Here is a 24,737-nt window from a genome sequence, read left to right on the forward strand (position 1 = left end):
TCGAGGCGCGAACGAGGGCGCGGAAAGTCTGTTGCGCAGCCAATACCTCGATGGGTGAGTCCGCGAACGCGGACACACCGTTCCTCATTGGACCTGTCAGAACTTATGACGGATACCAATCCGGGCGGCGAACTGGTTCGAGTTTGAAGACGCTGTCAGAATATTAATCGCAGCCACGGCTGGAACTACGCCGGTTCCCGTCGAGTTGGCGGTATAGCCGCTGGCGTGCTGGAAAACGGCAAGCAGATACACATCAGTCCGCTTCGAGAGGAAGTAGTCGATCACACCCGAGCCTTGTTGATACTTTGCTGGCGATTGGCCATTGATGCTGCTCCCATGGAGATAGTCATAGGCAAGTCCGGTTGCAAGCGCCGGCGTGATCTGGTACTTGAAATGAATCTCAAAGTTGTTGAAGGTTGCTGTCTGGCCACTGAACGCGGACGCATAGGAGGAGCCAAGGTTGTAGAATTTAACGTTTGAGTATGTTCCGCCAAACGTAGTCGGGCCGATGGTATAGAGACCACCAGCACCGATCACCTGATAAGTGTGCGCCGATCCATATCCGCTGAAGACGGGTGAGGCTACGTTCGAGATTGCCGGATTGGGCGTTCCAGATGTGCTGTTCCCGAAGAAGCTGACATTGGGGTTTCTGACGTTGAGGTACGCCGCGCTAAGCACGAGTGGACCGCTTGAATACTGCCCACCCAAAGACCAAACTTGGTTGCGCGTGTAGTCGCCAGCGACGCCTCCTAGACTATAGACTCCACCAAAGGTGAACCCAGCCAAGTTTGGGCTCGTATATTTGACGGAATTGTTGGTACGGGCTGTGTTGTTGAAATTGTCGACATCACCTGGGTGAGCACTGATAGATCCTCCCCATTGATCACCTGCTTCTAGCGCTCCCACGTAATCAACGACAGCGTCGTACTGTCGACCCAGCGTCACCTTACCGTATCGGCTATCGAGGCCAACGTATGCCTGTCGGCCAAACAGAAGGCCACCTTGCCCCGCTTTACCGGTACTCGCGTCAAAGCCACTCTCGAGTCGGAAAACTGTTTTGAGCCCAGAACCAAGGTCCTCCGAGCCAAGCAGTCCCCAACGGCTACCCTGCATGATTCCACTCGTTAGTGCGTATTGATGGCTACCCCCTGCATTTGTATTCAGGATAAGTCCTTCATCGATAAGGCCATATAGTGTCACGCTACTTTGTGCGTTAGCAGCAGGCGGAAGAAAGATAGATACCACCAGCGCACATCCGAGACTGCCTCCAATTTTTCTGTTCATATTTATTTAACGTAGGATACCTATATAAATTAACAAAAGCCCGCCTTCGCGGTTTCACTGCTTTTACCTTATAGAGCTATTCGTTTGCGAGCCGCTTCTGCGCGCTGCCGCTCCGTTCCTGGTCGATACACTTGGTTCACGACACAGGAGCTGAGTGATGGCCGAGTGGCAGCCAAAAGTGTGCGAGCAGCCTGCCGGTCCAGTCAACCGTGGCCAACCCGGTAAATTCGAACTGTTCCGAGCCTCGGAACACGCTTTGACAGATCGAATTTTGATGGCGACCATTGATCTCGAACGTGCAACTCACATAGCTCGATTAACGTCGCTTGAGCGAGCGAGATCTGGGCTGAGCTGCAATCGGGCGAGGCGGTCGAAGGACCTTCGCCTGCTGACCTGGGAACTGAGGATCAATGTCAACAGAAAACGAGTTGCATTCTACGAACGCTGCGCCCGCCCTGCTCACTGTTCGTGAACAGGGAAGCTTCGCCGTGGGTGGCACAGTGATTCGATGTGCGGGAACGTATGACCCCACTGGCGCGAGCGAAGGAGGACAAACTCTGCATGGGGATCACGCGAATGTTAGTTACCAGGTACCGGTCGAAGCTCGTCGATATCCCCTCGTGTTTCTGCACGGAAACCAGCAGTGCTCGAGAACCTGGCAAACAACTCCGGACGGTCGGGAAGGATTTCAGAATATTTTTTTGCGTCGGGGGTTTGCCTGTTACCTAATCGATCAACCTCGCCGTGGAAGTGCTGGCCGCAGCACTCAACCCATGACGCTCCTACCAAGGGCGGATGATCAGACATGGTTCGATAATTTCCGCATTGGCATGTGGCCCGACTATTTCCCAAACGTTCAGTTCTCGCGCGACCCGACCGCATTGGATCAACTCTTCCGTCAGATCACCCCAGATACCGGTCCGTTCGACGTCAACGTGATTGTGCCCGCGATCGAAGCGTTGTTCGACAAGATCGGCCCAGGGATTCTGGTGACACACTCAAAGGGCGGCGGGGTGGGTTGGCTATCTGCAATACGCCATCGAAATATCCGTGCAATCGTATCTTACGAACCCGGCAGCAATTTTCCCTTTTTGCGTGATGAGGTTCCTCCCGCAATGGAATGCGCCGCAGGACCGTTGACCGCGCTGGGAGTCTCGGGGGAGGAGTTTGAGCGCCTGACCGAGATCCCAATTGCCATCTTCTATGGCGATTTCATTCCTGAGGAACCGACCGCTAATCGAGGCCAGGACCAGTGGCGCGTCCGCCTAGCTATGGCCCGACGATGGGCAGAAGCGGTCAATCGTCACGGAGGCGATGCTTGTGTTGTGCGATTGCCGGATATCGGACTCAAGGGTAATACGCACTTTCCGTTCTCTGACTTTAACAATATCGAAGTAGCGAACGAACTATCGAAGTTCTTGGCCTCCAAAGGGTTGGATTGATGAGCGCATTGGCTCAGAGTTCAAATGCATGCGACAGGAGTAGCGCATTGATCAAGCTACGGGTCAGGCGACGAGTCTCGTCAATTACGCTGTCGTCGGTATCGATAGTGCGGCGCGCCCAGCCGGGCACCCATGCTCCGAAAAACGAACCCATACCGGGCTCGTTTGGACGTTCCAGCATGCCCGGACGTGAATATCTGCAGGAAGACGAAGGCAACATGAGATCCCTCACACGCGTTTGGGGCCCTGCGAAGCGAACGTTTGATACGGCCGCCTTGATGGTTGAATGCATCCCAGCGATTGATCGTATCTTGAGTTCAGCGGCAAGCGACCAACGAACGCCATTCGCCGATTCGACGGAGAGTTACCTCCCTGAGAGTTTTAATTGATCAACCGTTACCCGATAGTACCGTTACCGTCACTTCGCATCATTGGGGAAAACCCTCGTTGGGATCTTAATTGCGTGGCAGTTTGAACCGCATCGAGCGACCGACCCATTTGCCTGTCGGGGCGCATCGCTATGCCGGCGTGCTGGTAGGGCCGCTTGGGAGGCGGACGGCCGAACTTTCGGGTAAGCTGGACTCCTGTCAGGTAAGGCGGGTTAACGACTAAAGGGCAACCATTGACAATGGCCCACATCCGCTTTTATCTTGTCTTTGTTGATGTTTGAATCGACGCGAAAGCGGCGTCAAACGGAGGCAGGAGATTCCCTAATCGTTGTCAACCTCTGACGGCACAAGTTCGGTGCAGTCGGATCGAGAAGGTCACTTCACGACCCACGAGAACAACTTGATTTTCAGCCTAGGGAGCGGCAGGCGCGTCCGACCTACGACGATATAGCACCAACTTACTATGGAGATTGTGAACGGATATCCGCACCCATAGGGAACGAATCAGGATGGTCGCAAACCGTCACATTCTATTTTTATAGAGAAGACACGCTTGTCGGCGAGAAATCCCTGAATAGCTCGAAATGCCTGAACGATTAATTCAATTGGATTACCAAATTATCTAAACGCAGGCTGATATGCAGTGTTGACGTGCTCGCAATCAGGAAAAGCTGCGACTGGAGGGACATTTTAATGATCGCGATCGACAAATCAGGTTCGGATGACAAGATCAGTCGAATGGGCTGGATCGTATCGGTAACCATCATCGCTGCTATGGTCGTAGAAGGCATCGACCTTCAATATATGGCGATGGCACTCCCAAGCCTGATCAAAGAGTTCCATCTCTCGAATGTACAGGCTGGATTTCTTGCCGCCGTGACATTGGCAGGGCAAATGGCAGGCGGCATCGTCAGTGGCTGGGTCGCCGACCGTATCGGCAGAGCGAAGGTTGTAGCGTGGGGCATCGCCTGGTTCTCAGTGATGACCGCCGCATTGGCATTTACCCGCTCGTTCGAGGCATTCGCGATAGTTCGATTCCTGGGTGGGGTCGGCCTATCGGCGGTTTATTGCGTTGGAATCGTATTCGTCAACGAGTACATCCCAACCAAGAGGCGGAATTCTGTGCTCGGCCTCGTAAGCGCTGGTTCCCCGGTTGGCTACGCGATTGCGGCGGTCAGTGCCAGCTATGTGATACCAAATTATGGTTGGCGCCCCTTGTTCTGGGTGACCGCATTACCGGCCGTGGCTACAGTGTTCCTGCTGAAGCACCTGGAAGATCCCGAAAGCTGGAAGGTAGCCAGACAACAAAAGCGGCAAGAGCTCAAGCCTGCAAACGAATGGTCTCTGCTCTTCAAGGACAAGTTCATTTTGAAGATGGCCATTGCATGGTCGATTTGTCAAATCAGCTCCCAGGCCGGATATTATTCGGCAAACAACTGGATGCCAACCTACTTGCAGAACGGACTCGGCATTGACATCCGAAATGTTGGATGGTTTGTGGCCGGAAACTACGTGATGATGGTTTTCGGCAAGGTGCTGGCGGGGGCGGCTTCTGACAGATTCGGCCGGAAAGGTACTTGGGTTGTCTCCTCATTGGTGACGGCGATTGCATTTCCGTTGATGGCATTTTATGTGGGAAAGGACAATGTCGGGATTATGCTGCTGTCTCTCGGCCTGTTCTATGGTTGCCCCAATTCGGTCGGTGGCACCTTTGTGAGTGAGAGCTTTCCGACAAGAATGCGAGGTACGGCTGTGGCGCTGGTGTTTAATATCGGGCGGATTGGAGGTATGGTTGCACCGATCACGCTCGGATATATTGCATCGAAATACTCGTTCGCTATGGGATTGGGATTCTTGGGCTTTGCGTACATAATCGCTGCGATTTCGGCGATGTTTATAAAAGAAAAAGCATACGATCCCACGACGAAAGAGGCCGAAACCATCGCTCATGAGACTGCGTCGGTGAGCGAGCCTCCGAGCGGGGCACCAACCGGAAAAGTGATCTAACACCGTGAGTCGTGAGTTCGGACGGGCGTACCCGACCGGCTGAGCGGAAGAACGGGTGGGTGGAAGACGCCTTCATGCGAAGTTGAGCAGCGTGCACAGAACGCCAACTCGTTCTTGCTGGCTACCGCGCGAATTGCAACCTTTTCACTGGCGGCTCGGGCATCTCTATTGAAACCAAGGAAGCGCAATGCAAAATCCCTCTTCATCTAAAGAGAAGGTCAAGTCAGTCGCTCCGAAGCTGGTCGAGATTATCGATACGACTGTCTATGGAGACGTTTGGGAGCGGCCCGAGCTTTCCAAACGGGAGCGAAGCATGATCACCGTTGCAGCCTTGATCGGGATGCGGCAGACCGACCAATTGCGGTCGCACCTTGAGAAAGCACTGAGCAACGGCGTCACGGCTGAACAAATCGGCGAGCTCATTACGCATCTTGCTTTTTATGCGGGATTTCCCGCTTCATTGTCGGCGGCACTCGTCGCCAAACCGCTGTTGCAAGATCTTGGACTTATTCGTGGGGATGAGAAAGCATGATCGACGATCAGACGAAACCGACGGTGGGATTTATCGGCCTCGGAATCATGGGCGGCCCGATGGCCTCGAATCTTCAAAAAGCCGGCTATCAGGTTGTTGTGAACGATTCGCGAAGAGAGGCTGCCGATCCGCATGTTCAGGCAGGCGCGATATGGGCCGATACGCCGCGCGAGGTTGCGAGCCAAAGCGAGGTGATTTTCTCGTGCCTTCCGACGATTACCGCCATTGAAGCGGTGGCACTTGGCGACGACGGAATCATTGAGGGAATTCGGCGCGGACACGTCTATTTCGAGATGTCCACCAATTCGCCAGAGATCGTGCAGCGATTGCATGCAGCCTTCGCCAGTCGTGACGCATACATGCTGGACGCACCGATTAGCGGAGGCGCGAAGGGGGCACAGCGCGGTCGATTGGGCATCTTCGTAGGCGGTGATAAGACGGCCTTCCAGCGCTATAAAGCGGTGCTCAAAGTCATGGGTGATCGACCCATCCATGTCGGGGCAGTTGGCGCGGGCCTGATCACCAAACTAGTTCACAATTGCGCGAGTCAGACCACTCAGGCAGCCATTGCTGAAGTCTTTGTCCTCGGTGTTAAGGCTGGAGCCGAACCTCTCGCCTTGTGGGAAGCGATCCGCCAGGGTTCAATCGGGCGGCGGCGCACGTTTGATGGTCTTATCGATCAGTTCCTTCCTGCACAGTACGAACCGCCTCAAGCGGCCCTCAAGATCATCCATAAGGACATGACTATTGCGACGGGCGTGGCCCGCGCGCTCGGCGTTCCGATGCGGATGGCAAATCTGGCCCTTGCCGATATTCAGGAGGCGATGAATCGCGGATGGACCGAGCGCGATTGTCGCTCAGTCATGTTGCTACCACAGGAACGGGTCGGAGTTCAGATCAAGGCCGATCCTAACGATATTAAAGCGGTTCTCGACCGCGACCCCGCTGCGCAGAGTGACACGAGGTACGGAAACGACGGGTGATGCACACAGTGTGGAGCGTGTACAAGTAAGGGACCGCCAGTCGGGTCGCTGCACTTCTCGAACTACGAATCGACTACCTGAAAACCTCGCTCCCTCGATGAAGTAACGACACAAGGGGATTGATTGCCTCTTATCCGATCCGCCGAAAGAGCGGAAGAGCGACTTTGTGTCCAACGGCAAGGGTTTGGCAGCGCCAGCGGCTGTGACGTTGTAATGCCGGATGTCTCGACGCTTCCGCCGGATTAGCGTGACGCTCTTGCATCGATGCGGGAAGATAGTCTGGCGGAAGCACGCTCGATATTTGCCACGGTTTGCATGAGCGACGTAGCCACCCGGCCGCGCAAGACTGACTCGGGTATTCGGTGCTCGGGACCGCCGCAAGCGAGGAACATGCGACGACCGAGGTGAGGGACGTTCAGCATGACGCTGATGCTGTTATTTCCGGGCCTTACTTCCCCGAGCGAGGTGCAATACCCCTCGCTGCGGTAAGAAGTGACCGCGCGATCGGATTCCTCGTGCAGCGCGGCGGACCTGCCTTCATCGCCGTGTGCGAGATGAGCGAGGAGCTTTTCGCGCTCGTTGCTGTTCGAAACGGCCAGGCACGCGCGGCCTGTTGCTCTGCGCGGAATGGGATGTTCGCATCCTACGAGGCTGGCGGTGGGGATGTCGGGACTCGGGCAAGCGCCGTGGACAATCGTCAGGCTGTAGTTTTCGTACGTCGTCAGCAGGACTCTCGCATCCAGCTGGTTTGCCAACTCCGTTACATATGGCGCAATGTGTTCGTCGATGCGCATACCTGCCAATGCTGCCGGTTGTAGAGGCAGTACACACAGGCCAAGCCGGTAGGCGCCAGAATCCGTCTCGTAGTCCAAGTATCCCAGCTTCACCAACGTGTAGGTCAGCCGAGACACGGATGAGCGAGGCATGCCCGCCATTCGAGCCAACGCGCTATTCGTCAGAATCGGCTGATCTGGCGAAAAGCAGCGCAGGATCTCTATCCCATGCGATAAGGCGGCGACGAATTGCGGGTCTGTTGCCATTGTGAGGTCGTGACAGTTGCGACGGTCGCTTTGCGGCGATAGGCAAGTCATTTTGTGGCTATCAAATGCGCTATGTCAATGTGACAAACCCTCATCGTTCCGGACCTCGGAACGCGCTTTGACGCCCTTAGCGCGGGCGCGCACCATCGGCCCTGACGCTTGACCACCTTGAGAGTCATCACGTGACTGGCATCAAGACGGTGTTGCCTTGACCTTGAGTTACGCCGCGTCTCATCGAAATCGGGCTGGCCCTAGCGGCCGGCTGGAAGACAGATGCGGACGTCAAATTCTTGCTAATGGACCGAAATGAACGTCGAATCGAACCACCTTTGTAAGGCCGATCCGGACTTTGCCGAGATCTATGCCAATTTCTCAGCTTCCCTCGAATTCTCTGACATTCCTGGGTCGGTAGTCTCTGCCGCAAGGCTCAATGTATTCGATACGCTGGCCTGCTCGATAGCAGGTTTCCAGGCGCCGGGTGTGCAAGAAGTGTTGAGCATCGTACGGGAGTGGGGCGGTAAGCCAGAGGCTGCGGTGTTTTGGACCGATTTGCGCGTTCCGGCCCCCCAAGCGGCGTGGATCAACGGCATCATGTCTCATGCGTGCGACTACGACGACACACACGACAAGGCGATCCTTCATGGCGGCATCTCCGTGTTGCCGGCCGCGCTCGCGGCAGTGGGTGTCGCGGATCACAAGGTCAGCGGCAAAGAGTTTTACGCCGCCGTAGTGTCTGGCCTCGAACTGATCTGCCGACTGGGCGTGGCGACTCGGATCGGCCTGATCCAGGCCGGGTTCATCTACAGCGCACTTTTCTCGTATTTTGCGGCGGCGGCGACGGCCGCTCGAGTCTTGAGGCTCTCCCCCGAGGAGACACTGAACGCGATTGGCATCGCATATTCTCAGGCGGCGGGAACGCATCAAGTGACGCGCGACGGCGCGCTAACTAAGCGGATGCAGCCAGGCTTCGGTGCCCGAGCGGCGCTTACTGCGGTGACGATGGCCCGTAAGGGTGTAACGGGTGCTCAGCGGATTTTCGAGGGAGAGGATGGTCTCGGGCGAACGTATCTGCAATCTTCCTTGGATCCGGATACGTTGCGGCAAGGATTGGGGCAGCGCTGGCACCTCGAAGATCTGGCCTACAAACCGTACCCTTGCTGCCGGATGAACCACTGCGCTATCGATGCGGCGCTACAAGTGCGCGCACAGGCTGGCTTCGACTGGACGAAGGTGACCGAGATTCGAGTTATGGTCAACTCTCAGGGAAATCAAGCAGTCGGCGTGCCGTTGGAGACACGTCGGTCCCCTAGCACCGTCGTGCAGGCTCAATTCAGCATCTGCTACAACATCGCCTGTGCGCTCGTGAACGGAAAGGTTGGTCTCTCGGACTTCACCGCTGAGTCTTTGTCACGCTCGGACGTTCTGAGCGTGGCAGCACGGGTAACACCCATCGTCGACGAGGAGTTCGAGCGGAAATTTGGTCGCAACGTCACCCCTGCGCGCGTAGAAGCCGTATGCAATGGGAAAGTGTTTACTGCACAGGTCGAGGAGGCGAAAGGCGGCAGCCTGAGCCCCATGTCGAACCAGGATTTGCGCCGCAAGCTCGAAGATTGCCTGTCCTTCGGCGGCTTTGAGACAAGTCGTGCCAGCTCGTTTGAAGAGTCGATTGCCGCTCTGGAAAACTCCGCAGATGTCGCCTCCGATATCAGCTCACTGATTGCCAGCGTTCTAGGAAGATAACGGGTCTCAAGATCACGGCGCGCGCCGTGTATATCACTCGCATCCCGGCGGCCGTCTATGCGCGGCCCGATACGTTGCCACGTTGCTTCAGAAGGAAAGCAGAACTATGCAATCAAAGTCCGGCCCGCTTTCGGGCGTTCGCGTGCTTGACGCCGCAACCTTTCTGGCTGCGCCTTACGCAGCATCGCTCCTGTCCGAGTATGGAGCGGAAGTCATCAAGATTGAACAGCCGTCTGGCGATACGATGCGGGGAATCCCTCCGCTTAGAGGTAACGTTTCGGTCTGGTGGAAGGTAATTGCACGAAACCGGCAAAGCGTCGCACTCGACCTGAACACCGAAGACGGTAGGGATGTCTTCAAGCAGTTGGTTGGCCAAAGTGACGTCGTCATCATGAACTATCGGCCTGCCGCGTTGAAGAAATGGGGTCTCGAATTCGAGGATCTCGTCAAGTGCCGCAGCGACATCATCTTCTACCACCTCACCGCGTTTGGTGCCGGACCGTACGAGCAAAGGCCCGGTTTTGCTCGCGTCGCTGAGGCTTACGCGGGTCTCACGAATCGAACGGGTCTTCCCGGTGGCCCTCCAATACAGTCGGGCTACGCCATGCTCGGTGATGGCATCGCGGGAATCTACGGAGCCTTTGCCCTCATGCTCGCGTTGCGTCAGCGCGACCGCACAGGCGAACCCCAGAAGATCGACTTGGGACTCTATGAGCCTCTGCTCAGCCTCATGGAGGACATGATTGTCACATATGACGAGACTGGCTCGCGGATGGAGCGGATGGGCAATGCCAGTCCCCGTTGGGCTCCTCATGGGTTGTTTCCGACGAAAGATGGCCTGTATGCCATCATCGCCTGCTCTACCGAGAAGCTGTGGCGGCAACTGCGCACCGCCATGGATGACGAGTCCCTCAAGATCTACGACAACGATCCCGCTGGGCGCGTCGCCAATCGTCTGGAACTTGAGCAGAGGGTCAGTGTCTGGGCGAAGTCCCATGACCTTCCGGATCTTCTCGACGTATGCGGGAAAGCAGGTCTTGCTGTCGGTCCCATCTACTCGGCAGCGGAGATTGTAAAAGACCCACACATCATTGCCCGCGAATCAATCATCACCATCGACGATCCCGAAACCGGCAAGCCCATCCGAATGGCATCGCCTGCTGGAAGATTTTCAGGCTTCAAGGGTGAAGTTCGTACGGTCGGCCCGAAAGTTGGTCAACACACAGATAGCGTGCTTTCGGACTTGCTGGACCTGTCGGAAGCGCAGATCGATGCGCTGCGGGAGAGAGGGGCGATCAAGTAACTCGCCCAACATATCGGAAGGGGGCGCTAGTCTGGCATCCCGGCGACAGTGTGACTGACATCAAGGAGCAGTATGGAGAATTTGAACGGACGCTGCGACGCGAAATTCGAAAAGGTGTACGACGCGCTTGCGACGCACATAGAGGTGGGCAAGGAAGTCGGGGCGAGTCTCTACGTCAACATCGACGGCGAGGACGTAATCGACCTCTGGGGCGGGTGGACCGACAAGGAACACTCCAGTCCTTGGGCGGAGGATACGATCGTCAACGTCTTTTCCGGAAGTAAGACTGTAACCAGTCTTGCTGTGCTGATGCTTGCTGACCGGGGCGACATTGATCTATTTGCGCCGGTTTCCCGATATTGGCCCGAATTTGCGCAGAACGGCAAGGAAACGGCGGAGGTTCGGCATCTCCTCAGTCATACGGTTGGCATTCCGGCCTGGGAGCCGCCGTTCAGCCTTGCCGAGGCGATGAATGTCGAGGCATCGACAGCGAGACTTGCCGCGCAAGCACCATGGTGGGAACCGGGGACACGCGGTTCATACCACGCAAGTTCATTCGGTCATCTAAATGCGGAATTAGTCCGTCGGGTGACTGGCAAGACGCTGAGCGCATTTATTGCCGAAGAGATCGCCGGGCCATTGAGGGCCGACTTTCTTCTTGGCCTGTCCGAGACCGACGCTGAGAGGATTGCGACTGTCTACCCAGCGGAGGACGAAAGCGCTTCGGCAGGTTCCCGAAAAGGCTCCGCGCCTGAATCGGATGGAGAGCTTGGAGTCGAACGAGCCATTTCGGCGAGAACACGCCTCGGCTCATTTTCTGGCCAGAAGCGCGATCCGCTGGCGTTATTCAATTCACCGGAATGGCGGCGCTCAGAATTCGGAGGCAGCAGCGGACATGCAAATGCCCGAGGCTTGGGCCGGATCATGTCGGCGCTGAGCTTGGGGGGGACCTCATGCACTGGAGTCAGGCTGCTTTCTCCTGCCACTATTGACCTGATCTTCCGCGAGCAATTTCGCGGAATCGACTCCTACTACATGAAGCCGATTCGATGGGGCATCGGCTATGCGCTTGCGCCGATCGAGAGCAAGGAGCGCGGCCCGCTGCCGTTTATGCGGCCAAGCGCTCGAACCTGTTACTGGTATGGCACCGGAGGGTCCCTCTGCATTGCTGACGTCGAGCGGCGTATTACCTTTGCGTACGCCATGAACCAGTGCCAATCGGGAAAGAATTCGCTCAACGGTGTCTACTACGACGCTTTCTATGACAGCTTGTGAGCGGTCCTTTGCCAACTAATTAATTTCCCGAACATGTACATAGACCGTGACGTAGCCTTGAAGCACAAGATCGCGTCCATACCTTTCGATGTCGAGCGCGGCCGACTGCGCTTTTTTGCCAGAACGATCGGATTGAATGATCCCGTCTATTTTGATGTGGAGGCCGCGAAACGTGCGGGGCATCGTGACTTGCCTGTGCCGCCAACTTTTCTTAGCAATTCCCTCGAGCTTGAGCTTCCAAATCCGTTAGGCTGGCTTGCGGAACTCGGGGGCGACCTGACAAAGACAACCCACGCGGAACAAGGTTTCACTTATCACGCGATGGCGTACGCCGGTGATAGCTTGATTCTCCATCGCAGGCTGGTCGACGTCTATACCAAGAAAGGTGGTGCGCTAGAGTTCGTCGTGAAGCAAACAGACGTCATGCGCGGTGAGGAAACCTTAGCTGAGGTCCGATTCGTCATCGCGTTGAGACATCCGGAGGCATCGAAATGACCGTACACGAATGCTGCGTCGGGATGGAACTGCGTCGGCTTCGCATCGAGCCGATATCAAGAACGACGCTAGCTCTTTTCGCCGGCGCTTCAGGAGACCACCAACCGAGTCACCTCGACATTGAGGCTGCCAAGGCTAAGGGTCGTGACGACGTGATTGCGCACGGCATGCTCATGATGGCCTATCTCGGGCGATCGCTGATCGAATGGGCGCCGCAGGAAAAAATTAGATCCTACAAGGCCAGATTTGTTGCAGCCACGCCGGTTCACGCTGAGCCGACATGCTCCGGGCGTGTCGTCGCGATCAACGATCGTCTTGCGACCCTCGAACTTGCTATTACGCTCGCCGACGGAACGACTGTGCTGCGCGGAGAGGCGGTAGTTGAGATCGGTTAGATTGAGCTCGCGCATATATGTTTGTGTTGACTGGGTCAGTTGAGAAAAAACTGAAGTTCATCTGCAGAGGAAATTCAAATGAGACTGGAAGGAAAGGTCGCGCTCATCACTGGTGCGGGTTCTGGAATTGGGCGAGCCTGCGCTGAGCTGTTTGCACGTGAAGGGGCCTGTGTGGCGATCGCCGAAATCGATAGCGAGACGGGAGAAGCTGTATATCAGTCGGTGCTGAGCGAGGGCGGGAAGGCAATCTTCGTCAAGACGGATGTATCCCGCCCCGATAGCGTTGAGGACGCAGTCAAGCGCACTGTTGATACGTTCGGTGGCTTGGACATTCTGTACAACAACGTGGGAGGGTCAACGCTCCAGGACGGCTCAGTCGCCACCACCTCTTTCGAAGAGTTCAGAAGGAAAATCGATATCGATCTGTTTGGAACCTGGCTTGGTTGTCACTACGCTGTGCCAGAAATGATCAAGCGCGGCGGAGGCTCGATCATCAACGCCTCGTCAATCAACGCGTTGAGAGGAACGTCAGGACGAGCCGCCTACACTGCCGCAAAGGGGGCCGTCACCGCACTAACACGGTCGATGGCTGTGGATTTTGCACCTCATCAAATTCGCGTGAACGCGGTCGCTCCAGGTTCAACTCTCACGGAACGCATTATTAAGCGCAGACAGGGGGGGAATTCCAGACCGCAGATCGCACAGCGACATATCCTTGGACTGATCGACCCAATCGACATTGCGTATGCTGTTCTCTACTTCGCGTCGAGCGAGTCGACCAAGACGACCGGGCAGGTGCTGGCGGTCGATAGCGGATTCACCGTTACGTGACAGCAGGCGACGCACGGGGGCAATTGCGAGAACACCAACGTCCTCGTGTTCTGAGCGTTATTCGCAGGGCGGCTTCATTGACGGTGTGGTCGTAAGGGTGTCGGCTAATCGAGACCGGCAAGCCGCGTGCCCGCTGCGCGGTGTCGTCGCACTCCTGAGAAACGTACTGACCTATCCTTGCCTCAGTGGAAATCGAAGGAAAAATGCGTGAACCAAGAAGGGTATGCCTCAACATCGGGAGAATTCACTCACCGAGACCCTGCGATGTCCTTGCTGGTCAAATACGCGACGCAATCCTGCGCGGAGAGATTCCGGAGGGCCAGTTCCTGCCTTCAGAGACAGAACTGATACTGCAGACCGGAATAACGCGTGGTGCGGTTCGGGTGGCGCTCCGCCTTCTTGCGGCCGAAGGCCTGCTGCGGACTAGACTGGGTCGCTTTGGTGGAAAAATTGTCACGCTTCCCAGAAATGAGCTATTGGCGAGCACTTAAAATCAATTTATTCGGAGCCACAAGTTGGCTCCGGAGGCCTCCCGCGAGACGTGCGAGACGGTAGTGCCGGCACTTGCGCGTTTGGCGGCTACGCACCGAACGGCGAGAGACCTAGAGATGCTCCGAGCCCTGCATGACGATCTCGCCAAAGCGATCGAGGATTCTCACCTATTCGCCATTTTAAACACCAAGTGGCGTCTCGCTGTAGCCACAGCAAGCGGAAACGAGCTGCTCTGCGCAATTCTTCACTCAGTTTCCCATTCTGGAACCAGCGCTCTTGGGTCGAGTGGGGGAGATCCGAATGTTGTCACGCGCAGAGAGGTCATAGACATCTGTATCCGCGTTAATGTGGCGATTGAGGCAGGAAACGGGACAGAAGCCGAACGACTAATGATCTGTCACATCAAAGGGATTCGTGCAACCCAGACGTGTCGCGTTGGTGTCGAAATTGAGCTTGATCCTTGCGACATCGAGGAATCGTACTCACGCGACCCGTGGGTTACAGCGATACCGGGCCGGGCAACGTAGGCAATTCCCCACTTTAATCTTCAACGCCTGGCGCTGGTCCTTCCATAGTTCACAACGATGTCGTCAATTTGCCTTGCGCTGCGTATCATAAAGGGCGATGACGCAAGGCATCGACCACGACACCGAAAGCGCGCGAGGACTGCTGGCGGCTCGGGAAATAGAGATGGTAGCCGGGATACGGCTGGCACCAGTCGTCCAGCACGCGGACCAGCCGCCCAGCGGCCATGTGTTCCAACACCATATCCTCAGGAATGAAGGCTAGGCCGTAACCTGCCAGTGCAGCTCGCAGAATCGGTTCACCGCTGTTGAACACCCACTGTCCGTTGACACGCGCCTTCAATTCGCGTCGTCCTTTCTTGAAGTCCCATGGCAATAAGGCGCCGTGCGTAGGAAGTCGCAGGTTAATGCAATTGTGCGCGGCCAAATCATTTGGAGTTTGAGGGATAGTGCGCGCGTTGAAATAGGAGGGTGAGCCGACCACGGCAATGCGTAGATCCGGCCCGATTCGAACCGCAATCATGTCCTTGGCGACCTGGTCACCAAGGCGTACTCCAGCATCATAGCGTTGAGAAACGATGTCTGAAAGCGAATAGTCGACGGTAATCTCAATCGTGATCTCGGGATAGTCTTGAAGCACTGCGGCGAGCTTGGGCCACAGGATGCTGTTCGCGGCGTGCTCAGCTGCCGTAATACGAATGTTTCCAGTAGGCTTGTCGCGTAGTTCCTCAACAGCTGCCACCTCGGCATCAATATTTTCGAACCTCGGCGCCACCGACTGGAAGAGGCGATTGCCCGCCTCGGTCACGGAGATCTGCCGGGTATTGCGGATTAGGAGCCGAACGCCTAACTTTGCTTCAAGTCCGCTGACAGCATGACTTAGCGCAGATGGCGAGACTCCCATCAGCGCAGCGGCCCGGGTGAAGCTTCCTTCCCGCACAACATGAACGAAGGCAACAAGATCATGCAAGTTCTCTCTGGCCATTCACGAGCCCATTTCATGATTGAGTCTGGATAATCGGCCAGTTCTACAATCGTCTAGCGCTTCTATGACCGTTTGGCGTTCTCGTAACAACGTGTCACGACGAGTCGCAGAAAGGTCCAAGTTGATCCCGCGTAGTGTTTAGCCGAGGGCCAAGGTAGACGAGAATATCAACGAATCTGCTCGCCTGACGGCAGATAACGCAGGGCTTCGATCAATAGACTCATTGCGCGAGACGATTGTTGACGACTGGAGTAGTAAAGATGGTATCCGGGGAAGGCTGGGCACCAATCTTCGAGGACCTGCTTAAGCTGTCCCTTTGCAAGGTACGGTCGTGCCATGTCCTCTGGCACGTATCCGAGGCCAAATCCGGCAAGAGTTGCGTTCAGAATCTGCCGGGTTCCATTGAAGACAAGCTGACCTTCGACACGGACGTCCAGACGTTGCTTGCCTTTCCTGAGCTCCCACGCATAGAGCTCACCATGCGACATCAGACGCAAGTTGATACACGCGTGATTAGCCAAGTCCTGAGGCCTCTTGGGAGGAGCGTGTCTGGACAGATATCTTGGCGCACCAACGATCACGATCCGTATGTCAGATCCGATGCGCACCGCAGTCATGTCCCGCGCAACCTCGTCGCCGAGACGAATCCCCATGTCGTAACGTTCTGCGATGATGTCCGTAAACCGGTTCTCGATCGTGACTTCAACGTTGATCTCCGGATGGTTTGGAAGGAACTTGGCCAGCTTGGGCCAAAGCACCGTGTCGGCGGCATTTTCCGAAGCCGTGATGCGGATGGTACCCATTGGCTTGTCCCGTAGGTCGCCCACAGCTGCCAATTCGGATTCAATCTCTTCGAAATGAGGACCAATATTTCGCCAAAGACGCTCGCCCGCCTCAGTTGGAGACACACTGCGAGTCGTTCTCGTCAATAGTCGCACACCCATCCTTCGCTCAAGGGCACGGATCGTGTGACTTAGGGCTGACTGTGATACGCCGAGCTGGTTTGCCGCCCGCGTAAAGCTGCGTTCACGCGCCACTGCTACGAACGCAAGCAGGTCGTGGTAGTTATCTCGCAGCATTGATGAGCTCGACTCAAGAGTGTTCGCCGATTCTACTACGCATTAGCGGGTCGAAACATCGGCACAGGAACCGTACGGCGAGTACGTCCAGTCAAGAAGAGGAGAGGGGTGTCGTGATGCTCTGCAAGATTCAGGAGCGCACTGTTTTCATCGCTGTCTCGTCGATTGAAGATACGTCGCGTGCGAGCGCTTAAATGCCGATTGTCATCGGAAAAGGCTTTCGATACTGTGCCCCGGTGTGGAAGCGAGCGGGGGACGAGAGCACAAGCCGGCTTAATTTCACCCAGTTTGAGAGAACAGGCAATCCGAGTGAGCTGTGCGAATGGAAGGCAAATTAGCGAAACCGTCTTCGTGATCGCTGAACGAGCGCCGCAATAGATAGCCGCTCGTGAGTCGGCTTACGAAAATTCTGCTCGGCCCGCTGGTGTGCTTCGATGACGGCTTTCAACGAGGAGCTTTGTAGCTGGCTGTCATACAGCTTCAGCAGCTTCGCCGTCGAATTCACCGCTTCCAAGCTGAGACTGCAGGGCCCGTTGGCATGCACACGCAGCGCAACCTCTCCCAGGGTCATATCTACCTCAGTGAAGGTGTTCATCTCACCTTTTCCGAGCCCCGCTTCGAAAAGAAAGAACGACGCAAACATGGTTCTGACAATGGTCCCGAGATGAAACGCCATCCCATGTTCTGTTCGCAGCAGGCTGAAACATACATGATTTCGAAGGGAGAGTTCGACAAGCGCGGCAGATGAGAGGTACGTGTCTTCACCTCGCAGTCTAAGCGGCGCTTGCACACCCATATCGATCTGCTCCTCGTCGATTTCCCGTGAGCTTGATTTCTGCGGCGCGACTGCCATACAAGGGATCCCTCCGCGCGAGACGGCGGGCCAAAATCAAAGATCAACCATTATATACCACGTTTGGCGACTTGAAATCGTGTCTTTGTGTCCTTTAAATAGGGCGTGTGTGGCTCTGCATGGAACGTAATGTTTTTAAATATCAACCATTGACATTATTAGCGTCTTGGTGCTACGTTAACTCGGGCGGAGGGTGGTGAATACGAGGTAGGCCCCAACGAGCGCGTATTTCGCGTCTACTAGCGATCAATTTTTTGCATAGGGGCGCCGGCGGTGATCGACGACTTGCGCGGTGGCTACGTAATGCGTTGCACGTCGGAAGCAGCCATCCTCTCACGCCAACATCCCGATGAGCGTCTGTCAGACGCTGTCCGAACGAGAGGCAGGTACAAGTGGAACAGATATCCTCAGCGAGTTACGACTGGCTGGCACTGCAGGGCCAAGTTTGCGTTGTTACGGGTGGTGGAGGTGGGATCGGGGAGGAGGCCGCCCGCGAACTCGCTAGAGCGGGAGCCCTTGTCGCAGTATTAGACATGAATGGCGAAAACGCAGAAAAGGTCGCGAGTGACATCTCGGATCTTGGCGGTCAAGCCATTGGGCGCAGGGTCGACATCAGCAGCATGGACCAAGTGAACGCCGCAGCGCTTGAGGTTACTCGGGCGTTTGGGCCTTGCGATGTGCTTGTGAACAATGCGGCGACCCAACTGACCGGGCCGTTGCTAGACATAGGACTTCACGAGTGGCAGCGAGCAATTGATGTGAACCTGACCGGCGCCTTGGTGTGTACAAAAGGGTTCTCGGCGGGAATGATGCATAACCACCGAGGCAGCATCATAAACGTAGCTTCCATTTGTTCCTTCTTTCCGCGACCGAACGGCGGTGCCTACAGCGCAAGCAAGGCCGGACTATCCATGATCTCTGCGCAGATGGCGGTGGAGTTCGCCGATCATAACGTTCGCTGCAATGCGGTAGCCCCGGGCTTCGTAAAGACTCCCTTGAGTGCGAAGAACTACGCCACACCGGAAGCGGAAAAAAAGCGCGCAGATATGGTCCCCTCGCGCCGAATCGGCTTGCCGCAAGATCTTGCGAATGTCATCGCTTTTCTGGCCAGCGCCCGCTCCGATTACGTAAATGGGCAGACCATCCTAGTGGACGGCGGCCTCGGCCAAAGTCTCATGGCGCTAGTCGGCCGTTAGGCCGGTAGGGTGCTCATCGACGCTTGGGTGATGCATCTGTTTCTGTGGTATCGCATAAATATAAGGGAGGAGACATGGGAATAATATCGATGGAAAGTAGCCGCAACTTTGAAGCAATGGAGACGAAAGCAGTAGTCTCGACCGTGATCGGGAACATGCTTGAGTGGTTTGACTTTTCCTCCTATGCGTTCTTCGCAACGATTCTCGCTAGGCTTTACTTCCCTACGGGAGACGCGTCCACTGCGTTGATTGCGGCGTTCGCGGTCTTCGGTATTGGTCTCGTCGCGAGGCCACTAGGTGCAATCTTCTTCGGCCGACTTGGCGACATCAAAGGACGAAAGTTCGCGCTGATGATCTCAATGCCGATGATCGGGTTTGCGACGCTCGCTATTGCGCTCATGCCTACCTACGAACAGATTGGCGTCTGGGCACCAGTTTGCCTCGTTATATGCAGACTTGCTCAAGGTTTCTCAGCGGGCGGCGAGACTGGCAATGTCATCGCCTTCTTGGTGGAATGGGCGCCGCAGAATCGTCGGGGACTCTACGGAAGCTTCTCCAACGCCAGTTCCGTGAGCGGAAATTTCATCGGTTCGCTGCTCGCTGCAGCGCTTGCAAGTGGACTCTCCCCTGCGTCTCTCGTCAGTTGGGGTTGGCGCGTCCCGTTTCTCATCGGCGGACTCGTAATTGCGCCGCTCGGCTTCTATTTGCGGAAAAACGTTGCAGAGACTCCTATTTTCGAAGGGGCGGTGGTCGACCGGGGATCTGCTGTCCGTGTGCATCGCACGTCGGTCTGGACGCGCGGATTTAAGACGGCATGCATCACCTCCGTCCAAGTAGTCGCGTTTTACACGTTTCTGATTTATGTGCCGTCGTTTTTGACCGTGCACGGAAAGATCAGCGCATCTACTGCCTTGTGGATGAACTCTGGAGCGCTCTTTGTGCAAATTGTCTGCATATTAGGCGCTGGACGTTTGTCCGACCTGGTAGGGAGAAAGCCGCTGCTGCTGGCCGCTTCTTTCGTTGTTCTGCTTCTCTCGTATCCGGTCTTCAGCCTGTTCGTCGCCAGCGCTTCCGTTCCCTTGGTCACACTAGGCGTTATTGCTAGCGGCGCAGTCTGTGGGGTCCTCTCAGGCGTATGTCCGACCACGATGGCGGAGCTGTTTCCAACCTATCTTCGCACTACCGGTATGTCCATCGGGTTCGGGCTCACCACGGCAATCTTCGGTGGTTTCGCATCGCTGGCCTCTGAAACTCTTATCAAGTTGACGGGCTCGTTCAGTTCCCCAAGCTACTACGTCATTGGAACCTCGATTATCTCCATCGCCGGCCTCCTATCGATCAGAGAAACAGCGCACTCTGCGCTTGAGTAGAGCGGCGAGAATCGTCCTGCAGGCGGGCGGCCGACGGAACGTCGTCGCCGTCCGCATGTCTTGGTAATCCGCCTTGCTAGTCGGGTGCGTTCGACCGCATGCGCGACCCCCATGCCGCCGCCGATGCACAGCGACGCCAGACCCTTCTTCGCGTCGCCTTTTGCATTTCGTGCAGCAGCGTGACGAGAATCCGGCAGCCCGACGCGCCGATCGGGTGACCGATCGCGATGGCGCCGCCGTTCACGTTGACCTTCGACTGATCCCAGCCTATCTGCGTGTGCACGGCCAGCGCCTGCGCCGCGAACGCTTCGTTGATTTCCATCAGGTCGAGGTCGTTCACGCTCCAGCCTGCGCGCTCCAAACAGCGCTTCGATGCCGGCACCGGACCTATGCCCATCAACTTCGAATCTACACCCGACTTCGCGTACACCTTGATGCGCGCGAGCGGTGTCAGACCCAGTGCCTCCGCCTTCTTCGCCGACATCGCGACGACCACCCCCGCACCGTCACCACATCTGCGTGCTATTGCAGAGTGGGGGTGCGGCAGAAACCGCTCTGCCTCGGCTTTGTTACACCGACTCCCAATGAGCAGGCTCGCTCTTGTCCGTAATCCTTACCCTCGCAGTAAGCGGCACGTAACCGCGCAGCTTAATCTCACTGATTGCAAGCCTTTCAGATCGGTAGACCTGCTGCGTAACCCTATCGCCGTCGCGAAATTCAAGGCTGTAACCATCAATCGGACCCCAACAGCCCTTAGGCAATGGCTCTATATAAACATGTGACATGATGAGTCTCCAGCTTACTACTACGTGAACAGTGGGCTGCGAAATGGTCTCGCTTGCTTGGGACGATTCGCGAACCGGTCTAAGGTGAGCGGGACCTTTTGAGATCGATCGCTCACCCTTAGGTCTTACGCAACCTTTTCGTCGAAGAACTGCTCGTCTTCCGTCGAGCCGTGCAGCGCGGTGGTCGAAGCTTCGCTCTCGACCGTCTGCGTGACTGCGTCGAAATAGCCCCTGCCCACTTCGCGCTGAACTTGACCGCCGTGAAGCCTCTTTCGGCAGCAGCGCCCACATCCCTCAAAAAGGGATGTCAACTCTTATATAAGAGTCTACGCATGCGGTCGAATGATGGGAAGCGTTGTCCGGGATGCTTTATCGATGAAAAATATCAATAAAAACAGTCGGATATTCTGTGATTTCGAATTATGAAAAGCCTTTTCTTAAGCTGCAACCAGAGCACTTGTGCTATGCAGCATGAGATTGCGTGATTTGCAGCGAAATTTCATATCGTGGAATTTTTGAGGTGGTGACATCCAGAATTCAGAAAACATCTGGTCGAGATGAAAGCTAGCGAACACCCTTGCTTATACGCATGGCGATCAGAAACTAGGTGATCATACCTATAAGGTTAACCATTGACTATATAGTCCGTTTCCTCTAACTTTCCGCTCATCGCCCTTGAGTTCCGACGGGCTCGCGCGAACCCTTCGACGCGGAGAGAACTAATGCTGATGAACGCAGGGGTGCTGCACAAACACGGGCTTCCACACGCATTTGCGGAAAGCCCCGTCTCAGATTGAAGAGGTTCGCCTGGTCCCAACTGGGCCAGGCGAAGTTCTGGCCGAGATACGTGCCGCAGGCCTGTGTCACTCGGACCTCTCCGTGTTGGAAGGCCAGCGTGCACGAACCCTGTAGTTACTCGACGTCGTGGGATGCGTTCAAGCTGTTCGGTGCGCAATACAGCGGGTTCGAACGGGCTCAGTTGCTTTCGAATACGGCAACGCGATGTATCGACCGCTCATCGAGCGAACGTGCTGGCGAAGCCAACTTGCGTCGGTTTCACCTTCGCTTGGACCACGTGGCCCCCGCAGTCCGTCCAACACATCAAGACACCACCGGGTTGGGTCAGGTCGCGAAGTTCGCGACCGTCTATTCAACCAACGTGAGAGAAACGCCATGGAAAACGAGAAGCCTAACGAATCACCGGCGAAACGCCTATTCGGCGAGTTCGCACCCAAGATCGTCGAACTCAATGACGCGGTTCTCTTCGGCGACATTTGGGAGCGTCCTGAGCTCTCGAAGCGGGATCGCAGCCTTATCACATGTGCGGCCCTCGTCGCGATGGGTAAGCCCGAGCAAATGAAGTCTCACTTCCCCCGCGCGCTGAGCAATGGGGTCACCAAGGAAGAACTCATTGAAATGATCACCCACATGGCGTTCTACGCCGGGTGGCCGAACGCAATGACAGCGATGATGCAGGCCAAAGAGCTACTGTCGTAGCGCGGTGTTCGCTCATCAGGGATCAAATTTTCATCTAGAGACCCGGCGACGCGGTCAAGAACCAGGAACTGTATGAAAAAGGCGCGAAGGTACGGCGTGAGATCGCCGGTATGGATGTCGTCGACAATCTGCTGAAGAACTCGGATGATTTCAGCATGCCGGTGCAAGAGCTCCTCGCGGAGTTTTGCTGGGGCGCGGCGTGGGGCCGTCCGGAACTCGACCGTCGTAGTCGCAGCAGCCTGAATTTGGAGATGATCGCCGCGCTCAACGGTTCCGAAGAACTTGCCAACTACATGCGTATCGCGATTGAGATTGGACTCACGAAGGAGGAGATTCGAGAGTGCTTTCTTCAGGTCGCGGTTTATGTCGGCATGCCCGCTGCGTTGAGCATCTTCAAAGTTGCTCTTCAAGTCTTTGACGAGGCCAGCAACTGACCTAGGGGATGGCAAGTTCGTCGGCTTACCTCAAGCTAGGTACGACGTGGTCAACACACCGGTTGCGACGTGGCGTGCGGCGCGACGCTTGCCAGAGCACCGCGTTGGCGTGACCGTTCGCACAGCCGAATGGATCAAACGCACGGTACGGTCGCGAAATTATTGCGATCCGTTGACTCGAAACTTACTGATTCCATTCATCAACGAGAAAGCGCGGGTTAACGTTAAAAGGTTAATCGTTGACGTTCAAACTGTTGATGTTTACCTTGTCGCCATGATTCCTGCGAGGAGCGGCGAACAGGTAGTTGTTCGGAGCGCGGGACCGCCTCGTAGATTACAGAAAGGGAGCAGTGCTTCGGCTCTCGAGGAGACATGGCGTGAACATAGGATATGTTGGCTTGGGGAACATGGGAGGCGCGCTCGCGCGCCGCCTTCTGTTGCGGCACTCGTTGCATGTTTACGACCTGAGCGCGACCGCAGTCGAAGCGCTCGTCGACCTTGGTGCTAAAGCGTGTTCGAGCCTTGCGGAACTGGCCTCAGTTTGCGACACGATTTTCTTGTGTCTGCCTACGTCGAATCACGTTAGAGAGATGCTTTTCGGGGAGGGTGGGATTGCCTCTGCGCTGAGACGGGGAACGATGATTGTCGATCAGACTACCGGCGATCCGATGGCAACGGCAGAGATGGCGCGCCAGATCGCGGCGCTAGGTTCAGAACTGATTGACGCCCCGGTCAGTGGCGGCATTCAGGGGGCGGAGGCGGGCACTATCGCGATTATGGTCGGCGCACATGCCCCGCAGTTTGAGCGTATATCACCAATCCTCGCATCCATTAGCAAGAACGTTTTTCACGCAGGTGCGCCTCAGGCTGGACAAGTCATCAAACTCGTCAACAACATGCTCTCCGCAGCGCAGCGTTTGCTCTCTTTTGAGGGGATGGCGCTCGCCGTGAAGAACGGGGTAGACCCACAGAAGGCGTGTGAGATCCTCGTCGCGGGTGGTGCGCGAAACGTTTTCCTCGAGAAGTTTATGGCGTCTCATATCCTGAAAGGCGATCTTTATTCTGGATTTACCCTTGGTCTGATGCACAAAGACGTGCGGTTGGCGTGCGAGCTCGGAAGTGATTCCGGCGTGCCTATGCTGTTTGGAAATCTCACGCGCGATTTCTACCAGATCTGCATCAATGAGTTCGGTAAGGATGCTCAGGTTCATTCCGCAGCCTTGATGGTAGACAGGTGTTCCGGATCAAAGCTTGTTCCAAAAAATTCGGACTACGAAAGCCGCGTAAATTGAGATGTAAGTCGAATGGCAAAGAGCCTGGTTTTATGGGCAGATATTCTTCCCGAGACACCGTCGGCCCGCGTGCAAGTTCTAACCTCAACTCGTCGTGTGTGTGATCTAGCCTCGGTGCTTTGTCCGACAAAAGGTTGCCCTTTAGCTATTCGATTATTCAATCATCTCAGCGTATCTGAGCACAATTTGTTTTGGAAATAGAGGAGAAGAAGAAAGATGAAGCGCACGAACACTTTCAGGATGGGCAAGTCAACCATCGCATTCTGTGTATCGAGCATCGGAATGGCAGTCCTGTGCGGCGCGGTTCCCTTGGCGGCCCATGCCCAATCTGCGGTGACGCTCTATGGCATGCTGAATGAGGGCTTTCAGTACAACAGCAATGCCGGTGGAAAGCAGCAATACAGCATGGCTAACGGGGCGCTTGGTGGAAGTCGGTGGTGTACCGGCTCCGGTTGTTTGGACACGCCTTAGCAGCTCAGGCGGCCAACTTCATCAGCCTTTCCTGACGGGCTTC

The 24,737-nt window shown here is 55.9% G+C and carries 23 protein-coding genes and 2 pseudogenes; 18 read left to right on the forward strand and 7 right to left on the reverse strand.

What is annotated here, in order from left to right:
- Window positions 1-96: 96 nt before the first annotated feature.
- A complete protein-coding gene (locus AWB78_RS06695; protein WP_062603418.1) occupies window positions 97-1,284 on the reverse strand; it encodes a porin in 1,188 nt (395 codons plus the stop codon).
- 410 nt (window positions 1,285-1,694) lie between these two features.
- Between AWB78_RS06695 and AWB78_RS06700 the strand changes: the two genes are divergently transcribed.
- The 4 genes from AWB78_RS06700 (at window position 1,695) to AWB78_RS06715 (ending at window position 6,637) form a co-directional block, all read left to right on the forward strand.
- The gene (locus AWB78_RS06700) at window positions 1,695-2,726 is read left to right on the forward strand and encodes an alpha/beta hydrolase (protein WP_062603419.1); all 1,032 of its coding nucleotides are present in this window, start codon (window positions 1,695-1,697) and stop codon (window positions 2,724-2,726) included.
- 1,082 nt (window positions 2,727-3,808) lie between these two features.
- Window positions 3,809-5,122: an MFS transporter gene (locus AWB78_RS06705; RefSeq protein ID WP_062603422.1), complete on the forward strand. Its 1,314-nt coding sequence runs from the start codon at window positions 3,809-3,811 to the stop codon at window positions 5,120-5,122.
- A gap of 187 nt (window positions 5,123-5,309) precedes the next feature.
- The gene (locus AWB78_RS06710) at window positions 5,310-5,654 is read left to right on the forward strand and encodes a carboxymuconolactone decarboxylase family protein (protein WP_062603425.1); all 345 of its coding nucleotides are present in this window, start codon (window positions 5,310-5,312) and stop codon (window positions 5,652-5,654) included.
- A complete protein-coding gene (locus AWB78_RS06715) occupies window positions 5,651-6,637 on the forward strand; it encodes an NAD(P)-dependent oxidoreductase (RefSeq protein WP_062603427.1) in 987 nt (328 codons plus the stop codon). Before AWB78_RS06710 ends, AWB78_RS06715 begins: the two co-directional genes overlap by 4 nt.
- A gap of 242 nt (window positions 6,638-6,879) precedes the next feature.
- Here the strand turns inward: AWB78_RS06715 and AWB78_RS06720 are convergent, their stop codons facing one another.
- Window positions 6,880-7,677 (reverse strand): IclR family transcriptional regulator, encoded by a 798-nt coding sequence (locus AWB78_RS06720; RefSeq protein ID WP_062603429.1) that lies wholly within the window; start codon window positions 7,675-7,677, stop codon window positions 6,880-6,882.
- Window positions 7,678-7,983: 306 nt separating this feature from the next.
- Between AWB78_RS06720 and AWB78_RS06725 the strand changes: the two genes are divergently transcribed.
- The 8 genes from AWB78_RS06725 to AWB78_RS49685 all read left to right on the forward strand — a co-directional run bounded on the left by AWB78_RS06725 (window position 7,984) and on the right by AWB78_RS49685 (window position 14,735).
- The gene (locus AWB78_RS06725) at window positions 7,984-9,417 is read left to right on the forward strand and encodes an MmgE/PrpD family protein (protein WP_062603431.1); all 1,434 of its coding nucleotides are present in this window, start codon (window positions 7,984-7,986) and stop codon (window positions 9,415-9,417) included.
- Window positions 9,418-9,523: 106 nt separating this feature from the next.
- Window positions 9,524-10,720: a CaiB/BaiF CoA transferase family protein gene (locus AWB78_RS06730; protein WP_062603433.1), complete on the forward strand. Its 1,197-nt coding sequence runs from the start codon at window positions 9,524-9,526 to the stop codon at window positions 10,718-10,720.
- A gap of 72 nt (window positions 10,721-10,792) precedes the next feature.
- Window positions 10,793-11,995, forward strand: a complete 1,203-nt coding sequence (locus tag AWB78_RS06735) for a serine hydrolase domain-containing protein (protein ID WP_062603435.1) — start codon at window positions 10,793-10,795, stop codon at window positions 11,993-11,995.
- Between the two features lie 57 nt (window positions 11,996-12,052).
- Window positions 12,053-12,490 (forward strand): MaoC family dehydratase N-terminal domain-containing protein, encoded by a 438-nt coding sequence (locus AWB78_RS06740; protein ID WP_232477625.1) that lies wholly within the window; start codon window positions 12,053-12,055, stop codon window positions 12,488-12,490.
- A complete protein-coding gene (locus AWB78_RS06745) occupies window positions 12,487-12,885 on the forward strand; it encodes a MaoC/PaaZ C-terminal domain-containing protein (RefSeq protein WP_062603440.1) in 399 nt (132 codons plus the stop codon). The genes AWB78_RS06740 and AWB78_RS06745 overlap by 4 nt, the downstream gene beginning before the upstream one ends.
- A gap of 78 nt (window positions 12,886-12,963) precedes the next feature.
- Window positions 12,964-13,716 carry an SDR family NAD(P)-dependent oxidoreductase gene (locus AWB78_RS06750; protein ID WP_062603442.1) on the forward strand — a complete coding sequence of 251 codons (753 nt, stop codon included), beginning with the start codon at window positions 12,964-12,966 and terminating at the stop codon, window positions 13,714-13,716.
- Between the two features lie 203 nt (window positions 13,717-13,919).
- Window positions 13,920-14,207 (forward strand): winged helix-turn-helix domain-containing protein, encoded by a 288-nt coding sequence (locus AWB78_RS49680; protein ID WP_074173400.1) that lies wholly within the window; start codon window positions 13,920-13,922, stop codon window positions 14,205-14,207.
- A gap of 63 nt (window positions 14,208-14,270) precedes the next feature.
- Window positions 14,271-14,735, forward strand: a complete 465-nt coding sequence (locus tag AWB78_RS49685; RefSeq protein ID WP_374729449.1) for a FadR/GntR family transcriptional regulator — start codon at window positions 14,271-14,273, stop codon at window positions 14,733-14,735.
- Between the two features lie 85 nt (window positions 14,736-14,820).
- On the opposite strand, the gene AWB78_RS06755 is transcribed toward AWB78_RS49685, so the two are convergent.
- From AWB78_RS06755 to AWB78_RS06765, 3 genes are all read right to left on the reverse strand, one after another.
- Entirely contained in the window at window positions 14,821-15,717 is an 897-nt protein-coding gene (locus AWB78_RS06755; RefSeq protein WP_062603444.1) for a LysR family transcriptional regulator, read from the reverse strand.
- Between the two features lie 167 nt (window positions 15,718-15,884).
- Window positions 15,885-16,796 carry a LysR family transcriptional regulator gene (locus AWB78_RS06760; protein ID WP_062603446.1) on the reverse strand — a complete coding sequence of 304 codons (912 nt, stop codon included), beginning with the start codon at window positions 16,794-16,796 and terminating at the stop codon, window positions 15,885-15,887.
- 334 nt (window positions 16,797-17,130) lie between these two features.
- Window positions 17,131-17,649 carry a hypothetical protein gene (locus AWB78_RS06765; RefSeq protein ID WP_062603447.1) on the reverse strand — a complete coding sequence of 173 codons (519 nt, stop codon included), beginning with the start codon at window positions 17,647-17,649 and terminating at the stop codon, window positions 17,131-17,133.
- Window positions 17,650-18,041: 392 nt separating this feature from the next.
- Here AWB78_RS06765 and AWB78_RS06770 point away from each other — a divergent pair, with 392 nt between their 5' ends.
- The gene (locus tag AWB78_RS06770; protein ID WP_062603450.1) at window positions 18,042-18,845 is read left to right on the forward strand and encodes an SDR family NAD(P)-dependent oxidoreductase; all 804 of its coding nucleotides are present in this window, start codon (window positions 18,042-18,044) and stop codon (window positions 18,843-18,845) included.
- 89 nt (window positions 18,846-18,934) lie between these two features.
- Window positions 18,935-20,215, forward strand: coding sequence for an MFS transporter (locus tag AWB78_RS06775; RefSeq protein ID WP_232477626.1), 1,281 nt, complete (start codon window positions 18,935-18,937; stop codon window positions 20,213-20,215).
- 86 nt (window positions 20,216-20,301) lie between these two features.
- Here the strand turns inward: AWB78_RS06775 and AWB78_RS06780 are convergent.
- Window positions 20,302-20,729 (reverse strand): annotated as a pseudogene (locus AWB78_RS06780) (acetyl-CoA C-acetyltransferase); the annotation flags it as partial.
- Window positions 20,730-21,125: 396 nt separating this feature from the next.
- Window positions 21,126-21,283 (reverse strand): annotated as a pseudogene (locus tag AWB78_RS45735) (isocitrate lyase); the annotation flags it as partial.
- An 890-nt stretch (window positions 21,284-22,173) separates the two neighbouring features.
- Between AWB78_RS45735 and AWB78_RS06785 the strand changes: the two are divergent.
- The 4 genes from AWB78_RS06785 (at window position 22,174) to AWB78_RS49550 (ending at window position 24,694) form a co-directional block, all read left to right on the forward strand.
- Window positions 22,174-22,497 carry a carboxymuconolactone decarboxylase family protein gene (locus AWB78_RS06785; RefSeq protein ID WP_062603453.1) on the forward strand — a complete coding sequence of 108 codons (324 nt, stop codon included), beginning with the start codon at window positions 22,174-22,176 and terminating at the stop codon, window positions 22,495-22,497.
- 110 nt (window positions 22,498-22,607) lie between these two features.
- Window positions 22,608-22,931 (forward strand): carboxymuconolactone decarboxylase family protein, encoded by a 324-nt coding sequence (locus AWB78_RS06790; RefSeq protein WP_062603455.1) that lies wholly within the window; start codon window positions 22,608-22,610, stop codon window positions 22,929-22,931.
- Window positions 22,932-23,281: 350 nt separating this feature from the next.
- Window positions 23,282-24,223 carry an NAD(P)-dependent oxidoreductase gene (locus AWB78_RS06795; protein ID WP_269768924.1) on the forward strand — a complete coding sequence of 314 codons (942 nt, stop codon included), beginning with the start codon at window positions 23,282-23,284 and terminating at the stop codon, window positions 24,221-24,223.
- 282 nt (window positions 24,224-24,505) lie between these two features.
- Window positions 24,506-24,694, forward strand: a complete 189-nt coding sequence (locus AWB78_RS49550) for a porin (protein ID WP_062603459.1) — start codon at window positions 24,506-24,508, stop codon at window positions 24,692-24,694.
- The last annotated feature ends 43 nt before the right edge of the window (window positions 24,695-24,737 follow it).

It is taken from the genome of Caballeronia calidae (assembly GCF_900044055.2).
Lineage (GTDB): Bacteria > Pseudomonadota > Gammaproteobacteria > Burkholderiales > Burkholderiaceae > Caballeronia > Caballeronia calidae.